Below are 17269 nucleotides of genomic sequence, written 5' to 3' on the forward strand. Positions count from 1 at the left end.
GGTGTCTCTCATGGTCAGTGGATATCCGCAAGACGCACCAGCACTTTGCAGTTCGGTGTAACGAGCGGCACCATGGCCTGCTTGGCAATGTCACAGCCGACCGTCTTGAATGCCTGTTGATAGTCAGAGAAATCAAACACATGGCTGATCAATCCGGCGACCGGCACAGCACCATCCCGGATCATGGCGTAGGCCCGTTCAAAGCTGTTGTTCAACGAGTCGATGGAGCCGATCACCGACAGGCTCTTGTCTGCAATGCGCAGCACGTCCAGCCTGGCCAGCTTCTCTTTCAGGGCCACGTTGAGCAATTTTCCGCCCGGTGCCAGCCGGGAGAAGACGAGCTCGGTCAGTTGTCCGGTCGTATCCACGCACAGGTCGATATTGCTCTGTTTGCGGCCATATTCCTGCTCGAGGGCCTGCTCGAAATCCTCATAGATGCTCGTCGATGGCGGCAGGTGTGCCCTCACGAACTCACTGCGCCCCGGGTTGTTTTCCACCAGGAACGGCTTGAGCCCTTTATGATGCAGGACCCACAGATAGAGCATGCCCATGGGGCCGGCCCCCACCACGGCGGCCCGGATATTGGTGTGGGTGATCGCCAGCTTGTCGACCCCCGTGATGGTGCAGCTCAGGGGTTCGGTCAGTGACGCCGCCTCCATGCTCACGTGGTCATCCAGCTTGCGCAGGAAGCCCTCCCTGGCCCGATATTGGTGGGCAAAGGCACCATCGTAGGAGACACCGGCTTCGGTCCCCATCTTTTGCTCGCAGTGGTTGGGATTGCCCGTCTGGCACATTCTGCACTCGCCGCAGGCATAGGTCGGATTCACCACGACCCGATCACCGACCTGGAACCGGGTCACGCCACGGCCAATCCGCCGCACCACCCCGCTGGTTTCATGCCCCAGCGTCGTCCCCGGTACCGCGACCGGATAGGCACCGCTGATGATGCCGACATCCGTCCCGCAAATACCGCAGACGGCGATATCGACCACCACATCATCCGCTTCGAGACACACAAGGTCGGCGCACTCAATCACCTCGACCTGCCATGTTTTCACATATTTCAATGCCTGCATCACGCCACCTCCTTGTCCAGGGAATAAACCCTGCGCATCTGGGTAAATGTTTCATCCAGCTTGGTGAGAATTTCCTGCAAATGTTGCTGGGTACAGATCAAGGGAGGGCGAATTTTCAATGCATTGCTCTTGCCATAACGGGCACCACGAATGATCAGACCATGGCTGGCCGCAACCTTGATTGCCTGAGCCGCATATTCCGGCGAGGGAGTATCAAACCCGAACATATAACCCAGCCCACGCACGCCAGAAATATCGGGGTGGGTCTCCTGCAATGCCAACAGACCATCGCGCAAAAATGCCTCATTCTGCTGCACATTGGCGAGCAGCTGTTCATCCTCAATGATATCAATGACCTCGTTCAGGGCGACTAGTGATAACGGGTTGGCCCCTGAGGTACTGGAATGTTCAAATGATTCCAGCACGTCGAGTTTTTGTTTCATCAATACACCGGCCGTGGGAATGCCGATGCCACCGGCCCCTTTGGCAAATACGATGATATCCGGGTCCAGCTCTTTGGCATAACCGTTGCTGGCGAAGAAAGTACCGGTGCGCCCAAATCCCGTCTGGACCTCATCGGCAATAATGACGATGCCATTCTTGTGGCAAAATTCTCGCAGGGCCCGGTAGAACGCCTGTGGAATAACGATATTGCCGCCATTGCCCATCACCGGCTCTATGATAAGGCACGCGATATTATCGTTGGATCCCAATTGCAGGATCTGCTCCAGGTCAGGATACCCTGCCAGCGAGGTCTCATCAACTTCCGTCGCCAGTACGCTCGGTGGTGTGGGGATCTTGAACGAGCCAGCAATATTGACATTGAAGTGCTTGATGCGAAACGCATTGCCCGAGATCTGGGCCGTCGCCAGGGATTGCCCGTGGTGCGACAGGTAGAGCGAGATGACGCCCGAGCGTCTGGTGTACTTCTGAGCCATCCGGATGGCGCACTCGACGGCCCCGGAGCCGGACACATCGCGCAGCCAGATCCTGTCTATTGCTGGCGGTGTATATCTGGTCAGCTTGTCGAGAATATGTTGCGAGATCTCCCATGTAAAAGCAGAACTCAGGTGCGCACATCGATCAATCTGTTGTTTCAATTTCTCGGCCAGCCGCTTGTGTGTATACCCAAGCGGTAGGTTGAAGGTGCCGGAAGCGGCATCGATGAGCTGCCGATCATCGACATACAAATAGGGGCCATCTCCCCGATATCGGGACAGGCTTTTTTCAAACAAATCTTCCATTGATACACTCCTTGATTTGCATACATAAAACTTGGCACATTGACGGCCACGTTATATTTATCTGCAGATATATCAGACAACGAGCAGGCACAGACCATCGTAGCCGAACAGGGTCAGCAGCATGCCTTCGTGAACAATGTCATTGCGGTTCCGCTCTTGATAATTGACAAAACACTTTCATAACCAGCATCAGCCATGCACACAGCTGACCATTCGCTTATATATTGCGGGTGTTCACGCCATTACATACATCGGCAGATGATATTCGCTGGCTTATATAGCCAGGCTAATCATTTAAACAAACAAAACACCATTCATAAAAACAATATCGACATTCACGTGAAAATGGGGAGGATACCCCCAATAAACAGCAGCATGAATGCGCTCTGGATACTTATATATCTGCGACAGGTACGTCTTGCCGTCATAAATAATCACCACCAAAAACAGTAATAATAGAAATATCCCATATGGATTCGCATGTCACCCTATGATTTCCAAGCGAACCCACGAAAGCGATTTCATCCGGCGGTGTCTGGCAATTAAAAACTTTAACTCCAGATTAAAATTCCAAAATAAAAACCAAATGCGCATATTTTTCTCAGTAAATTGGCATAAAGACAGTGCTTTGTTTCTTTTTTAAGAGGGGATGAAGAAAGTTGACCAATCCCGGCCAGACCGGCACCGGCATCCAGGGCGCCACACCATTGGCCAGCGGCTGGTGGTAACCGGGTCTGTGGCTCAGGCTGCAAACCCTCGACAACCCGGCGCCAGCTGATGGTGACGAACCCTCTTCGCCCCTTCGTCACAAGTGACGAACGTCACGGTTCGACAGTGAGGCAAGCCCTCGACACCCGTCGGCTCGATTTTCAACATCATTTAAAAACAAACACTTACACTCATACAGCCAAGCAAAACCAAGCTGGCCCGTATCTTGCCAACCTGCCCCTACTCTCTCCGTTCGCGACACGACAAGGTAGGCTATGAACCGCTTCGTTATCGCTGACCCCAAGCTTTGTATCGGCTGTGGCACCTGTATGGCGGCCTGCAGCGAGGTACACAAGGCGCAAGGTCTGCAACAAGCCCCCCGTTTAACCGTTATGCGACACGAGCAGGCGACCATGCCGGTTCAGTGCCGTCACTGTGACGATGCCCCCTGCGGCAAGGTGTGCCCGGTCGAGGCAATTCGCCAGACCGGCGATTGCGTGCAACTTAACGAGTCGCTCTGCATCGGCTGCAACCTCTGCGCCGTGGCCTGCCCGTTTGGCGCCATCCAGAGCGGCGGCAGCCGTCCGGTGGCCGTGGCCACCAGTTACGACACCTATATCCCCTGCTCCATCCGCTCCAGCAACCCCTCCACCTCCGCCGGCCTACGCTGCTTTGGCGAGGATCTGCTGAGCTGGGAGCCGGGGGTGCGCAGCATAGCTATCAAGTGCGACCTGTGCGAATTTCGCACGGGCGGCCCGGCCTGTGTCGATGCCTGCCCCTCCCAGGCGCTGAAGCTGGTCAATGACGGTGACACCGAACGCGCCGCCCGTATCCGTCGCCAGCAAGCGGCCGACACCAACCCGCAGGGGGCCTCTGCCTTCTCGGCGCCCGCCACGGCGCTCCCTGCATCCGATTTATCTACCACAGAGGGAGCGTGCTGATGTTGTCCCCCCTTGTTATGGCCACGCTCCTGCTCTTTTTGCTGGGCGCTGCCGCCGGTTTGCTGCTGCAAAAGCTGCCTGCACTGGCCAACCGCCTCAATAGCGGTTTTGCCCTGTTGGGCTCGCTCGCGGGCCTGGTCGCCGCCATCCAGATCTTTGCTCAAGGCGCCCCCGTCGACGGCCAGCTCTGGCTGCTGGGCTCGGTGCATCTCGGCTCTTTTTATCTAGACACGCTCTCCGCGCTGATGCTGCTGGTGATCAGCACCGTCGGCGTCGCCGTCGCCCTCTACTCCTTTGCCTACATCCGCGAATATCAGGGCAAGGGGGATGTGGCCATCGGCGCGCTGATGAACCTCTTCCTCTTTGCCATGGTGGGCATGGTGCTGGCCGACAACGCGCTCGGTTTCTTGCTCTGCTACGAGCTGGTGACCCTCACCACCTACTGGCTGGTCAAGACCAACCCGGAGGCCGCCAAACAGAGCCGCCTCTACTTGGTGATGAACCATATCGGCATGGCACTGGTACTGATCGCCTTCTGGCTGCTCTGCCGTGAAAGCGGCTCGCTGGAGTTCGCCGCGCTGCGCGAGCACCATCTGGCGGGCGGTTTGGCATCCCTGGTGTTTCTGCTCAGCTTCTGCGGCTTTGGCCTGCGCGCCGGTTTCGTGCCGCTGCACGGCTGGCTGCCGGTGGCCGAGCCCGTCGCCCCCTCCCATATCTCGGCGCTGATGTCCGGCGTCATGGTGAAGCTGGGTCTCTTTGGCATCTTGCGGGTCAGCATCGATTTTCTCGGCGCCAGCCAGCTCTGGTGGGGCTATGTGGTGCTGATCTTCGGTGCCTGCTCGGCGGTGCTCGGGGTGCTGTTTGCGCTGGCCGAGCATGACCTCAAGCGGCTGCTCGCCTACCACACGGTGGAGAACATCGGCATCATCCTGATGGGGATGGGGATCGGCATGATCGGCATCGCCAACCAGCAACCGGCACTGGTGGTGCTGGGGCTGCTCGGCGCCCTCTATCACCTGCTCAACCACGCCATCTTCAAGAGCCTGCTCTTTATGGGTACCGGCTCGGTGATGTTCCGCCTGCACACCCGGGATATGGACAAGATGGGGGGCCTGGCCAAGCTGATGCCCTGGACTGCGCTGGCGTTCCTGATCGGTGCCATGGCCATCTCGGCGCTGCCGCCCCTGAACGGCTTTGTCAGCGAGTGGTTTATCTATCAGTCCTTACTTTCTATGGCCAAAGTCAGCTCCATGACCAAGCTCGGCACCTCCGTCGTCGCGCCGCTCGCGGTAGTGATGCTGGCGGTGACCGGCGCCATGGCGGTGATGTGTTTCGTCAAGGTCTACGGCATCTGCTTCTGCGGTGCCCCGCGCAGCGAAAAGGCGAGCCACGCCCGCGAAGTGCCGGGCGCCATGGTGGCAGGCACCCTGCTGCTGGCCGCCGTCTGTCTGGTGCTGGGTCTGGGCGCCCCCTGGATTGCCCCCCATATCGCCAGCTATGGCCAAGCCTTGGTAAGCGGCCAAATGAACGTGGCCACCGGCGCCACCCTGCTGCCGCTCGACAGCTCACAAGCGATCCTCTCCCCGCCCGTTATCGCCATCACCTTGCTGGGTCTGTTCCTCATCCCGCTGCTGGTATTGGCCATCTTCAAGGGGCCCAAGCTGGGTCGTCGTCACGCAGGCACGCCGTGGGCCTGTGGTTACGCCTATGAGGAGCGCATGAGCCTCACCTCTGGCGGTGTCACCCACACTTTGCGCCAACTCTGCGCGCCGCTCTATCGCAAGCAGCCGCAGCTCGATCTGGCCAGCGCCCTGCACGGGGTGAGCGATGCCCCCGGCAACACCGGCTGGCCGCTGCTCTCTTTAATAAATGGCATTGTGCTGGCGCTCTTTATCCTGATGGCTGTAGGAGTCTGATATGCCTGTTCTTGAAATGCCGAGCTGGGGCATGGTTGCCCTCGCCCTGACCCAGGCCATCGCCATGCTGGCGCTGGCGCCGCTCGCCACCGGTTTCAACCGGGTGCTGCGAGCCAGGATGCACTCCCGTCAGGGGCCGGGCCTGCTGCAGGATTACCGGGATATCGCCAAGCTCCTGCGCCGTCAGGAGGTGACCCCCGAGCCTGCCGGCATCCTCTTCAACCTGATGCCTGCGCTGCTGATCGCCGCCCTCTTGCTGGTAGGGATGGCGCTGCCAACCCTGACTCACGAGTCCCCCTTCCCCATCGCCGGGGATCTCATCACCGACATCTATCTGTTCGCCATCTTCCGCTTCTTCTTCTCGCTGGCGGGGCTCGACAGCGGCAGCATGTTTGCAGGGATCGGTGCCCGCCGCGAACTGACCCTCGGCATTCTGGTGGAGCCCATTCTGGTGCTCGCCTGCTTCATCATGGCGATGATGGTGGGCAGCTCGGATCTCGGCAACATCAGCAGCTATGTGGCGACCCAGCCACTGCCCGCGCCGGTTGCCACCCTGCTGGCCGGCGCCGCCTGCGCCTTCGCGGTGTTTGTCGAGATGGGCAAGCTGCCCTTTGACTGCGCCGAAGCCGAGCAGGAGCTGCAGGAAGGGCCGCTCACCGAGTATTCCGGTGCGGGCCTGGCCCTGCTCAAGCTCTCCATCGGCCTCAAGCAGCTGGTGGTGGTGCAGCTCTTTCTGGTGATTTTCCTCCCCTTCGGCAAGGCGGCCAACTGGAGTCTGCCTGCGCTCATCGGCGCGGCGCTGATCCTCGCCTGCAAGCTGCTGGTGGCCTTTGGGCTTGCCGGCATCATCGAAAACGCCATGGCCCGTACCCAGTTCGTGCGCACCCACAAGCTCACCCGTTACGGGCTGGGGCTGGCCCTGCTGGCGCTGCTCGCCTATCTGGTCGGGATCTGAATCATGCCCGCCAGCACAGCAACTTTTTCCGATTTCATCATTTGTGAATGCTCATTCCCGAACATTAAAGTGAGAACTGCATGACCATCGCCATTTCGGATCGCATCGGCTGCGACTACATCCAGCAGGTGCGAGCACAACTGCCCCACGCCATCGTCGACGAGGAGTGGCAAACCGCCGATCAGGCCACCATCACCGTCAAACCCACCAGTCTGGTCGAGACCGCCAGCCTGATCTTCCATCAGCTGGGGGGCTGGCTTCCGCTCTCCTTTGCCAATGACGAGCGCAGCCTCAACGGCCACTTCGCGGTCTACCACGTCTTCTCCATGGAGGGCGACACCAAGTGCTGGATCACAGTCCGGGTGCTGGTGGATGCCGATACCCAGGAGTACCCCTCCATCACCCCGACCATTCCGGCGGCGGTGTGGGGCGAGCGGGAGATCCGCGACATGTACGGCCTGCGTGCCATCGGTCTGCCGGATGAACGCCGTCTGGTGCTGCCGGACGACTGGCCGGAGGACATCCATCCCCTGCGCAAGGATGCCATGGATTACCGCCAGCGCCCGATGCCCACCACCGACACAGAGACCTACCCCTTCGTCAACGAGCTGGGCAGTGATGCCAACCGCATCGTGCCGGTCGGCCCGCTGCACATCACCTCGGACGAACCGGGCCACTTTCGTCTGTTCGTCGATGGGGAAGACATCATCGATGCCGACTACCGCCTCTTCTATGTCCATCGCGGCATGGAAAAACTGGCGGAAACCCGCATGGGCTACAACGAAGTGGCGTTTCTGACCGACCGGGTCTGCGGCATCTGCGGTTTTACCCACAGCGTCGCCTACACCACCTCGGTGGAGAACGCCATGGGCATTCCGGTGCCGGAGCGGGCCAAGATGATCCGCGCCGTGCTGCTGGAGGTGGAGCGCCTGCACAGCCATATCCTCAACATCGGCCTGTCGAGCCACTTCACCGGTTTCGACACCGGCTTCATGCAGTTCTTCCGGGTGCGGGAGAAATCCATGACCCTGGCCGAGCTGCTGACCGGCGCCCGCAAGACCTACGGCCTCAACCTGATTGGCGGGGTGCGCCGCGACATCTTCAAGGAAGATCGCATCAAGGGTGCCCAGCTGGTGCGCGAGCTCCGTGATGAGCTCAAACCCCTGGTGGCCATGCTGCTGGATACCGCCAACATCTCCTCCCGCCTCATCGGTATCGGCAAGCTCGAGCCGCAAATTGCCCGCGATTTCAGCTGCGTCGGCCCCATGGTGCGGGCGAGCGGCTTCAAGCGCGACGTGCGCCGGGTCCACGACTTTGCCGGCTACCGTGAGCTGCCGATGGAGATCCAGACCAAGGCGGGTTGCGACGTGCAATCCCGGGTACTGGTGCGGATCCACGAGCTCTACGACTCCCTCGACATGATTGAGTTCGGCCTGGAGCACCTGCCACAAGGGCCACTGCTCACCGAAGGCTTCACCTACCAGCCGGGCAAGTTTGCGCTGGGCTTTACCGAAGCGCCCCGCGGCGAAAACGTCCACTGGAGCATGACGGGAGATAACCAGAAGCTGTTCCGCTGGCGCTGCCGCGCCGCCACCTACGCCAACTGGCCCGCCCTGCGCTACATGCTGCGCGGCAATACCGTGGCGGATGCACCGCTCATCATCGGCAGTCTGGATCCCTGCTACTCCTGTACCGACCGGGTCACCCTGGTTGACCCCAAGAAGGGCAAATCTACCGTGGTCTCCTACAAGGAGATCGAGCGCTACGGCATCGATCGCAAAAACTCTCCGCTGAAATAAGGGGTCATCATGATCAAGCTGTTCAAGACCATCCTCAAGGCTGGCACCCCGACCGCCAAGTACCCCTTCGCTCCTATTGATGTGAACCGGGATTTTCGCGGCAAACCGAAATATCAGGCGGATCAGTGCATCGCCTGCGCCGCCTGCACCAAGGCCTGCCCGGCCAACGCGCTGGTGATGGAAGTGGACATGGAGACCGGCGAGCGCCGCTGGGAGATCTCCATGGCGCGCTGCATCTTCTGCGGCCGCTGCGAGGAGGTCTGCCCGACCCGCGCCATCGCCCTCTCACCCGAGTTCGAGCTGGCGGTGACCAACAAGGCGGATCTCTATGAGGAGGCCCGCTTCGCGCTGGCCCCCTGCACCCTGTGCGGCACCTACTTTGCCCCGAGCAAGCTGGTGGCGCTGGTGGAGGACACCCTCAAACAAGCAGGCACGCCGCTGGCTCGCGATGCCAAGCCGCTGGCGCCGCCAGAGCGGCTGCACCACTGCCCCGACTGCAAACGAAAACAGAGCATGCTGAGCCAGCCTGACTCGGCCCTTATCACACCGATAGCCACACAACAGGAGTGGATGTGATGAGCAAGATCAAAGGCATAGAACCGGTTGTCGGCCATGCCCATACCCGCGCCGTGCCGCTGGCACAGGATCCCGAGATCACCAAACTCAAGAAGACCCTGCTCAAGGACATTCGCCGCTCGGCCTATGTCTACCGGGTCGATTGCGGCGGCTGCAACGCCTGCGAGATCGAGATCTTCGCCACCATAACCCCGCTGTTCGATGCCGAGCGTTTCGGCATCAAGGTGGTCGCCTCTCCCCGCCACGCCGACATCCTGCTCTTTACCGGCGCGGTGACCCGGGCGATGCGGGTACCGGCCCTGCGCGCCTACGAGGCGGCGCCCGATCCCAAGATCTGCATCGCCTACGGCGCCTGCGGCTGTGACGGCGGCATCTTCCACGACCTCTACTGCGTCTGGGGTGGCACCGACAAGATAGTGCCGGTGGATGTCTATATTCCCGGCTGCCCGCCCACACCGGCAGCCACCATCTACGGCTTTGCGGTGGCGCTCGGTCTGCTGGAACAGAAACTCAAAGCCACCAGCCACCAGGTGCAACCGGGTGAGCGGGTCGAGCTGCGCCACACCGGCATCCCCAATGAAATCCGGGTGATGATCGAGCGCGAAGCGCGCCGCATGGCCGGTTATCGGCAGGGGCGGATCATCGCCGACGAGTTTATGGCCCTGCTCGAAGGGGCGACCCAGCAGGATGTGGATCTGCGTATCCAGAGCTACCTCGATCAGCACGACGATCCGCGCCTGGCGGAGATCGTCAACAACCTCGCAAACGCCTGCCTCAACCGGGCGGCTGGCAAGGGAGAGGCGGTGCATGGCTGACGAGGTTTTCTTCTATCGCCTGTCTCGCAAGTTCGTGGACGAGCAGTTCGATGTGCCCCCCGCCCCGGCAAAGGAGATGGAGCAGGCCAAGGAGGTAATCTACTACAGCCTCGCCATCGGCCATCACCTCGGCATCGTCGATTGCCTGCGAGCAGACCTGGTCTGCTCGCTGACCGGTTATCGCGACTGGGTAGCCAAGCTGCCAGAGGGGAGCGAGGCACGCCGCAAGATGGAGGGGTTTCTCACCTTTGGCGAGATCACCATCTATCGCGAGCACTGCCATATGCTGGCCTGTGCCTTCGACCGGCTGCGCAAAGCCGACAATGTACTCAATGAGCAGGAGCTGGGCTGGACCAATACCTTTATGGATCAGCTCACCGCCCTCTTTAACGACCCCCATATGTACCTGATGGTAAGGAGCCGCTGATGGGCTGCAATCTCGTGTTGACCGTGGGCAATGCCATGATGGGGGACGACGGTGCCGGCCCCTATCTCGCCGACAAGCTGCAGGCCGCCCCCCTGCCCGGCTGGATCCATATCGACGGCGGCATCGCGCCGGAAAATGTGGTCCATAAGGTGCGGGAGCTGCAACCGGCGCGGGTGGTGCTGGTGGATGCCGCCGAGATCGGCGAGAAGGCGGGTACCCTGCAGGTGATCCCCCCCGAGACCATCGCCGAGATGTTTATCTTCTCGACCCACAACATGCCGCTCAATTTTTTGATCGACGAGCTCAAGACCTTTGTCCCCGAGGTGATCTTTGTCGGGGTGCAACCGGCCATCGTGGCGTTCTCCTTCCCGATGACCGAGATGGTGAGTGAAGCGATGGATTATCTTTATCAGCACCTTGATACTGCCAAGGATACCAGCTTGTTAATAGAGAGACTGGACCAGTGGAATATCACCAACGCGGAGTCAGATTATTTTCCAGCTTGTTAACAGCAGCGTTGAATTATCCAGATAAAGGCATATTAAAACGCCCGATGTTAAATTAAAAACATCGGGCTAATTGCCATGAAATTGATATAAATCAACGCGTGGACATTTTTCATAAAATCGGACAACTTGCTATTTTTAAACATAAAAAAGCGTTGCCAGTCACGAAAAATTGCCACAAAATGGTGGCCATTGCGGAAGCTGATGGGGTCTGGTGGCCTCCTCGGTCTTCAAAACCGATGAGAGCCGAGAAGGCTTTGGCAGGTTCGATTCCTGCCTCTTCCGCCAAATTTCATATATTGGAGAGAAGCCGTCAATTATGTTTCAGGCTGGTTGGCGACTGTTTCACATATTGTTCTAACAAGGCGCCTGTCGCATTGCCAATATAATCTGAATGCGCTCCAACACGCTTATTACTCTGCTCAACAATTAATTTATCCATTCGCCTTTTTTATTAATTCATGAATGGTGGACAGCAGCAAACAAGCAGCGTCGAAGCGGCCTTCCCCGGCAAGGCGGCGTGCATGTCACTCCCACGCACAGCCCGGGTCATCCCATGCCAACTCCGTCTGACGTATCCTCCCTCGCCCCCAGCGCCTCTTATGCCGCGACTCCAGCAAACCAGCGCCGCTTGCCACAAGTGGAACAGCTGCTGCAGCAACCTTTTCTCGCAGGTTTTATCGAGGCGCTGAGCCGCCCGCTGGTGACCCAGGCGGTGCGCGACACCCTGAGCGAGCTGCGCCAGAGCGAATATTTTCGCCAGCACGGCGTCGCCCCCGAGCAGATCGAGGCGCTGATAGCCAAACGCTGCCGACAGCAGTTGCGCCAGCGTCAGACCCGGGTGATCAACGCCACCGGCACCCTGGTGCACACCAATCTGGGACGCTCACCGTTAAGCAGCGATCTGTGGGACGAGGTGCGTGACCTCAACACCGGCTACAACAATCTGGAGCTGGATCTCGCCACCGGCAAGCGCGGCGGGCGCAAGGGGCTGATCGCCACTTTGCTCACCTGCCTCACCCAGGCCGAGGATTCGCTGGTGGTCAACAACAACGCCGCCTCCCTCTTTTTGCTGCTGCAGGAGGTGGCAAAGGGGCGCGAGGTGATCGTCTCGCGCGGCGAGCAGATCCAGATTGGCGGCGGTTTTCGCATTCCCGACATTCTGGCCCTCTCCGGCGCCAAACTGGTGGAAGTGGGCACCACCAATATCACCACTGCCAAAGATTATCTCGATGCCATCACGGAGCAGACCGCGCTGGTACTGATGGTGCACAGATCCAATTTCGCCATTCGCGGCTTTACCGAATCCCCCGATATCGGCGAGCTGGCCAGCGCCCTGCCCGAGCAGGTGGTGCTGGCAGTGGATCAGGGCTCGGGCTTGACCACCGAGGAGTTTGCACCGGGCGAAACTTCGGTGCGCCAGTACATCAAGGCGGGGGCAGATCTGGTCTGCTACTCCGGCGACAAGCTGATGGGCGGGCCCCAGTGCGGCATCATCAGCGGCCGTGCGGACCTTATCAAGCGGTTGGAAAAACACCCCATGATGCGCACCTTCCGCTCGAGCCGCATCATCCACTCCCTGCTGGAACGCCTGCTCATCCACAAGCTCAACAAATCCCCCGTCGGCGAGGGCATTGCCCAGCGCACCTTGAGCAACCCGGCCGCCATGCAGGCGAAAGCCTCCCAGCTGATGGAAGCCCTACCCGGCTGCTTTGTGCCGGTCCCCGCCCAGCTGGTAGTGGGCGGCGGCACTTTGCCGGACGAGTTCTACCCGGCGCCTGCGCTGGAGTGCACCGACCCGCGTCCGGCCCAGCAGCTGCTCGATGCCCTGCGCGAACTGCCGGTGCCAGTCATCGCCACCGTGCGCCAGCAGAGGGTGCTGCTCAATATGGCCACCCTGCTCGACGAGGACATGGGGCTGCTGATCACCCAGCTCAAAGCGCTGCTGTTGCCCGCCCCGTTCAATGCAACAAATGCGACCGAGGAGCCCTGATCCCATGACATCCTATCGCGCCGTTATCGGCCTTGCCGGCCACGTGGATCACGGCAAAACCTTGCTGATCAAGGCCCTCACCGGCATCACCACCGCCCGCGCCCATGAGCAGGCCATCGGCATGACCCAGGATCTCGGCTTTGCCCACTTTGACGACGGTCAGGGCAACACCATAGGTGTCATCGACGTGCCCGGCCACGAGCGCTATATCCGCAACATGGTGGCGGGGCTCTGGAGTCTGGATCTGGTGCTGCTGGTGATCGCCGCCGACGAGGGGTGGATGCCGATGACCGGCGATCACCTGCGCCTGCTCAAGGCGATGGGGGTACCGCGCCTCTTGGTCTGCATCAACAAGTGCGATCTGGTCTCCCCCGACGAGCTTTTGCTGTTGGAAGAGAGCCTGCTGGAGCGGGTAATGGACGAGAGCGGCATGGTGCCCGACATCGTCAGCGTCAGCGCCAAAACCGGCGAGAATATGGCAGCCCTGCACGCCGCCATCGTGCGCCAGTTGGGGGATATGGCCGAGCATCATGTCCCCCGCGAGCAGGCCGCCCCGCGACTGTATGTAGACAGGGTCTTTACCGCCAATGGCACCGGCACCGTGCTCACCGGCACACTGCAGCAGGGCAGCCTCAAGGTGGGGGACAAGCTGCGCCTCTACCCCGCCGATCGTGAGGTGCAGGTGCGCTCCCTGCAGGCCTATCACCAAAGCGTCGACGAGATCGGCGCCGTCTGCCGGGTGGCGGTGGGCCTGAAAAAAGTGCCCCACAAGGAGGTGGCCCGCGGCCACTGCCTCACCAGCGCCGCCGGCCAGTGCGAGGCGGCAACCCACCTTATCGTGCGGCTCTGCGAGGTCGGCGGCAGCATTCGGGAGCTGCGCAACCGCGAGGTGGAGGTGGCCCTCGGCAGCTGGCATGGCCGGGCGCGCTTTGTGCCAATAAAAGAGACCCGGCTGGCGCGGCTGATCTTTACCAGCCCTATCCCCTGCTTCTTTGGCCAGCCGCTCGCCATCATTCGCCACGGCAGCAGCGAACTGCTGCACGGCGCCCGCATCGTCTGGTGCGGCGACATCCATCCCGCCAGACGCAAGGCGCTGCACGCCCTGCTGGGTGAGCTGCCTGATGACTTGGAGCGCTACAACCCGGCCACCCTGCAACTGGGCCTTAATGGCTATGTGCTGGCCAGCCGCTTTGACCAGCGCCCAGAGCAGGTCACCCCCCTCGGTGAGTGGCTGCTGGATAACTGCTGGCTGGCCCAAAGTCGCGACCAGCTGCTCGCCACGCTGGCCAGCGAACCGCTCAGCGCCGCCGAGCTGGCAACCCGCTTTGGCATCGCCCTGCCGGTCACTCAGGCCCTGCTCCAGCAGCTCAAAAGCGAACAGCTTGTTCGCCTGCACCATGACAAGTGGCAACCGGGCAGCGGCGAGTCGGAAGATGACCTGGAGGAGGAGGCGCAGCTGGTGCTCAAGGTGGTGCGAGATCAAGGCAAGGTGGGTTATGAGCCCGGTAAACTGGGCCCCGGCGGCGTGGCGCTGGACCCCTTTATCACCCGCCAGCTGCCCGCGGCACTGCAGCAGGGCTTGCAACAAAAAGGCGCCCTGCAAAAGCAGCTGCGCAATCTGGCGCGACTCAAGTATCTGGTGCAGCTCGATGGCCCCATCTACTACGACGCCGCCCTTTACAACCAGATGGTTGCCGCCGTGCTGGCGGGCCAGCAGGTGGGAGATCTGATCGACATGGCATCCCTCAAGGAGATCACCGGTATGTCGCGTAAATACGCCATTCCGTTCTGCCTGCGCATGGAGATGGACGGCTGGGTGCGGCGCGAGGAGAACGAGCGCCGGGTGCTGCGTCTGCCGCAGACTCAAGATGAGATGGAGCCGGCATGAGTGCCACCATCGCCCCCGCTAGCTCCCCCAATCCGGTCGCCAACCGGCTGCGCCGCGAGTTTCATATCGATGGCATAGTTCAGGGGGTCGGCTTTCGCCCCTTCGTCTATGGGCTGGCGCTGCGCCACGGCCTTGCCGGTTATGTCTTGAACGATGCGAGCGGCGTCACCATTGGCGCCGAAGGATCGCCCGAGCAACTGGCCAGCTTTGCCCGCGAACTGCGGGAGCTGGCGCCGCCACTTAGCCGCATCGATCATTTCAGCGAGCGGGAACTGCCCCAAGAAGATAATCCCGACTACGACGGAGCCTTTCATATCAAGGCCAGCCAGCAGCAGAGCGCCGCCACAGTCGCCATCTCGCCGGATCAGGGGATGTGCGAGGCGTGCGCCCGGGATGTGGCCAACCCCAACGATCGCCACCATCGCTACCCCTTCACCAACTGCACCCACTGCGGCCCGCGCTACACTATCATCCGCCGCCTCCCCTACGACCGCCCCCACACCGCCATGGCGGGCTTTGCCATGTGCCCGCGCTGCGCGGCTGCCTATGAAAATCCGCTGGACAGACGCTACCACGCCCAGCCGGTGAGCTGCCCCGAGTGCGGGCCCCATCTCAGCTGGCGAAATGGCCGTGGCGATGCCCTGGCCGAGCGCGAGGATGCCCTGCAAGCAGCTGCAAGCGCCCTGCAAGCGGGGGCGCTGATTGCGGTCAAGGGGATAGGGGGGTATCACCTGATATGCGATGCCCGCAATGAACAGAGTGTGGCCAGATTGCGAATGCTCAAGCGGCGCGAACGCAAGCCGCTGGCGGTGATGATGGGCTCCCTTGCCGAGGCCAAACTGCATGTCACCGGCTGCGCAAAAGAGTGGCAGCTGCTCGCCTCTCAGGCCAGACCCATCACCTTGCTGCGCAAGCGCAAAAACGATGATCGGCCGTCAGAATCGCAACAATCTGCGGCGCCGCTGGCCAAGGAGATAGCCCCCGGCATTCCTTACCTTGGGGTCATGCTCCCCTATACCCCGCTCCATCAGCTGCTGCTGGATGCCTGCGCCATGCCGCTGGTGGCCACCAGCGCCAATGGGCGCGGCAGCCCAATCCTTATCGAGTGCGAGGCGGTGGTCAGGGAACTCGGCAGCGAGATTGACGGCATCCTGGATCACAACCGCCCCATACTGCACCCGTGCGACGACAGTCTGGTGCAGTGGGCGGGTGGGCGGCGCCAGACGTTGCGGCTGGCCCGGGGCTATGCCCCCTGCCCCCCCAGCCTGAAAGAGGCGGTCAGGGTGCCGCTGCTGGCAGTCGGGGCGCAGCAGAAGAACCAGCTGGCGCTCGCCTTCGGCCGCCAGCGCATCTACAGCCCCTATATCGGCGATCTGCACAGCCTGCCGATGCAGGGCCACTTCGAGCAGACCCTGGCGACCTTTTGCGATCTCTACGATCTCAAGCCAGAACTGCTGGTCTCGGATCGCCACCCCGGCTACCTCAGCCACCAGTGGGCCAAGGACTATTGCCAGGATCAGGGTGCAACCCATCTCGAGGTGCAGCACCATCACGCCCACCTGCTGGCAGTGATGGCCGAGCACCACATCACGGGCCCGGTGCTGGGTGTTGCCTTCGATGGCACCGGCCTTGGCGATGACGGCACCCTCTGGGGCGGCGAGCTGCTGCTGGCAGACGTTCAGGGATTTGAGCGGGTTGCCCACCTTGCCCCCTTCAAGCTGATCGGCGGCGAGGCGGCGATTCGCGAGCCAGTACGCCAGCTGCTGGGGCTGCTGTTTGAATCGCACAGTCCTGAGCAGATCAGCGCCCTCGATATTCCGGCGATCAAGCAACGGCCCCTTGAGCGGATCAGCAACCTGCACCAGCTCTGGCATCTCGGTCGCAACGCCCCTTACACCAGCTCCATCGGTCGGCTGTTCGATGCCGTGGCGGCACTCTTGGGGGTGATCGACACCCCGGATTACGAGGGCGAGGCCGGACTCCTGCTGGAGGCGGCCGCCTTGCAGCTGACCCCCGATGAACAGCCCTTCCCCCTCGCCTTTGACTTCAGCCAATCAGCGGAGGGGCCACTGCAGATCGAGTGGGCAGAGCTCATCAGTACTCTTGTCAGCGAGCGGCGCAAAGGCAGCTCCACCGCCAGCCTGGCCGCCGGTTTTATCCGCGCCATCAGCAAGCTGGTGGTCGCCCTGGCCGGGCGCTTCCCCGGCTATCCGGTGGCGCTGGGGGGCGGCGTCTTTCAAAACCGGGTGCTGATGGACCAGCTGGTGCCCGCTCTCGAAGCCGCCGGTCGGCAGGTATTGACCAGCGAGACCCTGCCACTCAATGACGGTGGCATCGCCGCCGGTCAGCTCTGGTTTGCCATCCACCATCTTGCCACGCACCAGCCTGTCACCACCGGTTGTGCCACCTTGTCGGAGTCCTGAAA

13 protein-coding genes and 1 tRNA gene are annotated in these 17269 nt (G+C 61.2%); 12 read left to right on the forward strand and 2 right to left on the reverse strand.

All coding sequences use genetic code 11. The annotated features are described in order from the left end of the window. Positions 1 to 14: 14 nt before the first annotated feature. Both AB5Y95_RS10045 and AB5Y95_RS10050 read right to left on the reverse strand, forming a co-directional pair. Entirely contained in the window at positions 15 to 1076 is a 1062-nt protein-coding gene (locus AB5Y95_RS10045) for a zinc-binding dehydrogenase (RefSeq protein ID WP_368160838.1), read from the reverse strand. Further along, positions 1076 to 2320: an aspartate aminotransferase family protein gene (locus tag AB5Y95_RS10050; RefSeq protein ID WP_368160840.1), complete on the reverse strand. Its 1245-nt coding sequence runs from the start codon at positions 2318 to 2320 to the stop codon at positions 1076 to 1078. The genes AB5Y95_RS10045 and AB5Y95_RS10050 overlap by 1 nt, the downstream gene beginning before the upstream one ends. 983 nt (positions 2321 to 3303) lie before the next feature. Between AB5Y95_RS10050 and AB5Y95_RS10055 the strand changes: the two genes are divergently transcribed. From AB5Y95_RS10055 to hypF, 12 genes are all read left to right on the forward strand, one after another. After that, positions 3304 to 3969 carry a 4Fe-4S dicluster domain-containing protein gene (locus tag AB5Y95_RS10055; RefSeq protein WP_368160842.1) on the forward strand — a complete coding sequence of 222 codons (666 nt, stop codon included), beginning with the start codon at positions 3304 to 3306 and terminating at the stop codon, positions 3967 to 3969. Continuing rightward, a complete protein-coding gene (gene hyfB / locus AB5Y95_RS10060) occupies positions 3969 to 5885 on the forward strand; it encodes a hydrogenase 4 subunit B (RefSeq protein WP_368160844.1) in 1917 nt (638 codons plus the stop codon). Before AB5Y95_RS10055 ends, hyfB begins: the two co-directional genes overlap by 1 nt. A 1-nt stretch (position 5886) precedes the next feature. Further along, positions 5887 to 6840: a respiratory chain complex I subunit 1 family protein gene (locus AB5Y95_RS10065; protein WP_368160846.1), complete on the forward strand. Its 954-nt coding sequence runs from the start codon at positions 5887 to 5889 to the stop codon at positions 6838 to 6840. Between the two features lie 80 nt (positions 6841 to 6920). Further along, the gene (locus AB5Y95_RS10070) at positions 6921 to 8639 is read left to right on the forward strand and encodes an NADH-quinone oxidoreductase subunit C (RefSeq protein ID WP_368160848.1); all 1719 of its coding nucleotides are present in this window, start codon (positions 6921 to 6923) and stop codon (positions 8637 to 8639) included. A 9-nt stretch (positions 8640 to 8648) separates the two neighbouring features. Beyond that, positions 8649 to 9215, forward strand: a complete 567-nt coding sequence (locus tag AB5Y95_RS10075; RefSeq protein WP_201882738.1) for a formate hydrogenlyase complex iron-sulfur subunit — start codon at positions 8649 to 8651, stop codon at positions 9213 to 9215. After that, complete coding sequence (locus AB5Y95_RS10080) at positions 9215 to 10030, forward strand: NADH-quinone oxidoreductase subunit B family protein (RefSeq protein ID WP_043168358.1); 816 nt, start codon at positions 9215 to 9217, stop codon at positions 10028 to 10030. Before AB5Y95_RS10075 ends, AB5Y95_RS10080 begins: the two co-directional genes overlap by 1 nt. Then, positions 10023 to 10457 carry a formate hydrogenlyase maturation HycH family protein gene (locus AB5Y95_RS10085; protein ID WP_368160851.1) on the forward strand — a complete coding sequence of 145 codons (435 nt, stop codon included), beginning with the start codon at positions 10023 to 10025 and terminating at the stop codon, positions 10455 to 10457. The genes AB5Y95_RS10080 and AB5Y95_RS10085 overlap by 8 nt, the downstream gene beginning before the upstream one ends. Then, positions 10457 to 10966 (forward strand): hydrogenase maturation peptidase HycI, encoded by a 510-nt coding sequence (gene hycI / locus AB5Y95_RS10090; RefSeq protein ID WP_368160853.1) that lies wholly within the window; start codon positions 10457 to 10459, stop codon positions 10964 to 10966. The genes AB5Y95_RS10085 and hycI overlap by 1 nt, the downstream gene beginning before the upstream one ends. Positions 10967 to 11159: 193 nt before the next feature. Beyond that, positions 11160 to 11251, forward strand: a tRNA-Sec gene (locus AB5Y95_RS10095). A 268-nt stretch (positions 11252 to 11519) separates the two neighbouring features. After that, positions 11520 to 12956, forward strand: coding sequence for an L-seryl-tRNA(Sec) selenium transferase (selA, locus tag AB5Y95_RS10100; RefSeq protein ID WP_368160855.1), 1437 nt, complete (start codon positions 11520 to 11522; stop codon positions 12954 to 12956). A gap of 4 nt (positions 12957 to 12960) precedes the next feature. After that, the gene (gene selB / locus AB5Y95_RS10105; protein WP_368160857.1) at positions 12961 to 14844 is read left to right on the forward strand and encodes a selenocysteine-specific translation elongation factor; all 1884 of its coding nucleotides are present in this window, start codon (positions 12961 to 12963) and stop codon (positions 14842 to 14844) included. Continuing rightward, a complete protein-coding gene (gene hypF / locus AB5Y95_RS10110; protein WP_368160859.1) occupies positions 14841 to 17267 on the forward strand; it encodes a carbamoyltransferase HypF in 2427 nt (808 codons plus the stop codon). Before selB ends, hypF begins: the two co-directional genes overlap by 4 nt. Positions 17268 to 17269: the final 2 nt, after the last annotated feature.

This window comes from Aeromonas sp. R5-3 (genome assembly GCF_040908225.1).
Classification (GTDB): domain Bacteria; phylum Pseudomonadota; class Gammaproteobacteria; order Enterobacterales; family Aeromonadaceae; genus Aeromonas; species Aeromonas dhakensis.

What these genes read in the sequence shown, in the direction of transcription:
- AB5Y95_RS10045 (WP_368160838.1), bottom strand. Translation starts at nt 1,076, where the DNA reads ATGCAGGCATTGAAATATGTGAAAACATGGCAGGTCGAGGTGATTGAG.
- AB5Y95_RS10050 (WP_368160840.1), bottom strand. Translation starts at nt 2,320, where the DNA reads ATGGAAGATTTGTTTGAAAAAAGCCTGTCCCGATATCGGGGAGATGGC.
- AB5Y95_RS10055 (WP_368160842.1), top strand. Translation starts at nt 3,304, where the DNA reads ATGAACCGCTTCGTTATCGCTGACCCCAAGCTTTGTATCGGCTGTGGC.
- hyfB (WP_368160844.1), top strand. Translation starts at nt 3,969, where the DNA reads ATGTTGTCCCCCCTTGTTATGGCCACGCTCCTGCTCTTTTTGCTGGGC.
- AB5Y95_RS10065 (WP_368160846.1), top strand. Translation starts at nt 5,887, where the DNA reads ATGCCTGTTCTTGAAATGCCGAGCTGGGGCATGGTTGCCCTCGCCCTG.
- AB5Y95_RS10070 (WP_368160848.1), top strand. Translation starts at nt 6,921, where the DNA reads ATGACCATCGCCATTTCGGATCGCATCGGCTGCGACTACATCCAGCAG.
- AB5Y95_RS10075 (WP_201882738.1), top strand. Translation starts at nt 8,649, where the DNA reads ATGATCAAGCTGTTCAAGACCATCCTCAAGGCTGGCACCCCGACCGCC.
- AB5Y95_RS10080 (WP_043168358.1), top strand. Translation starts at nt 9,215, where the DNA reads ATGAGCAAGATCAAAGGCATAGAACCGGTTGTCGGCCATGCCCATACC.
- AB5Y95_RS10085 (WP_368160851.1), top strand. Translation starts at nt 10,023, where the DNA reads ATGGCTGACGAGGTTTTCTTCTATCGCCTGTCTCGCAAGTTCGTGGAC.
- hycI (WP_368160853.1), top strand. Translation starts at nt 10,457, where the DNA reads ATGGGCTGCAATCTCGTGTTGACCGTGGGCAATGCCATGATGGGGGAC.
- selA (WP_368160855.1), top strand. Translation starts at nt 11,520, where the DNA reads ATGCCAACTCCGTCTGACGTATCCTCCCTCGCCCCCAGCGCCTCTTAT.
- selB (WP_368160857.1), top strand. Translation starts at nt 12,961, where the DNA reads ATGACATCCTATCGCGCCGTTATCGGCCTTGCCGGCCACGTGGATCAC.
- hypF (WP_368160859.1), top strand. Translation starts at nt 14,841, where the DNA reads ATGAGTGCCACCATCGCCCCCGCTAGCTCCCCCAATCCGGTCGCCAAC.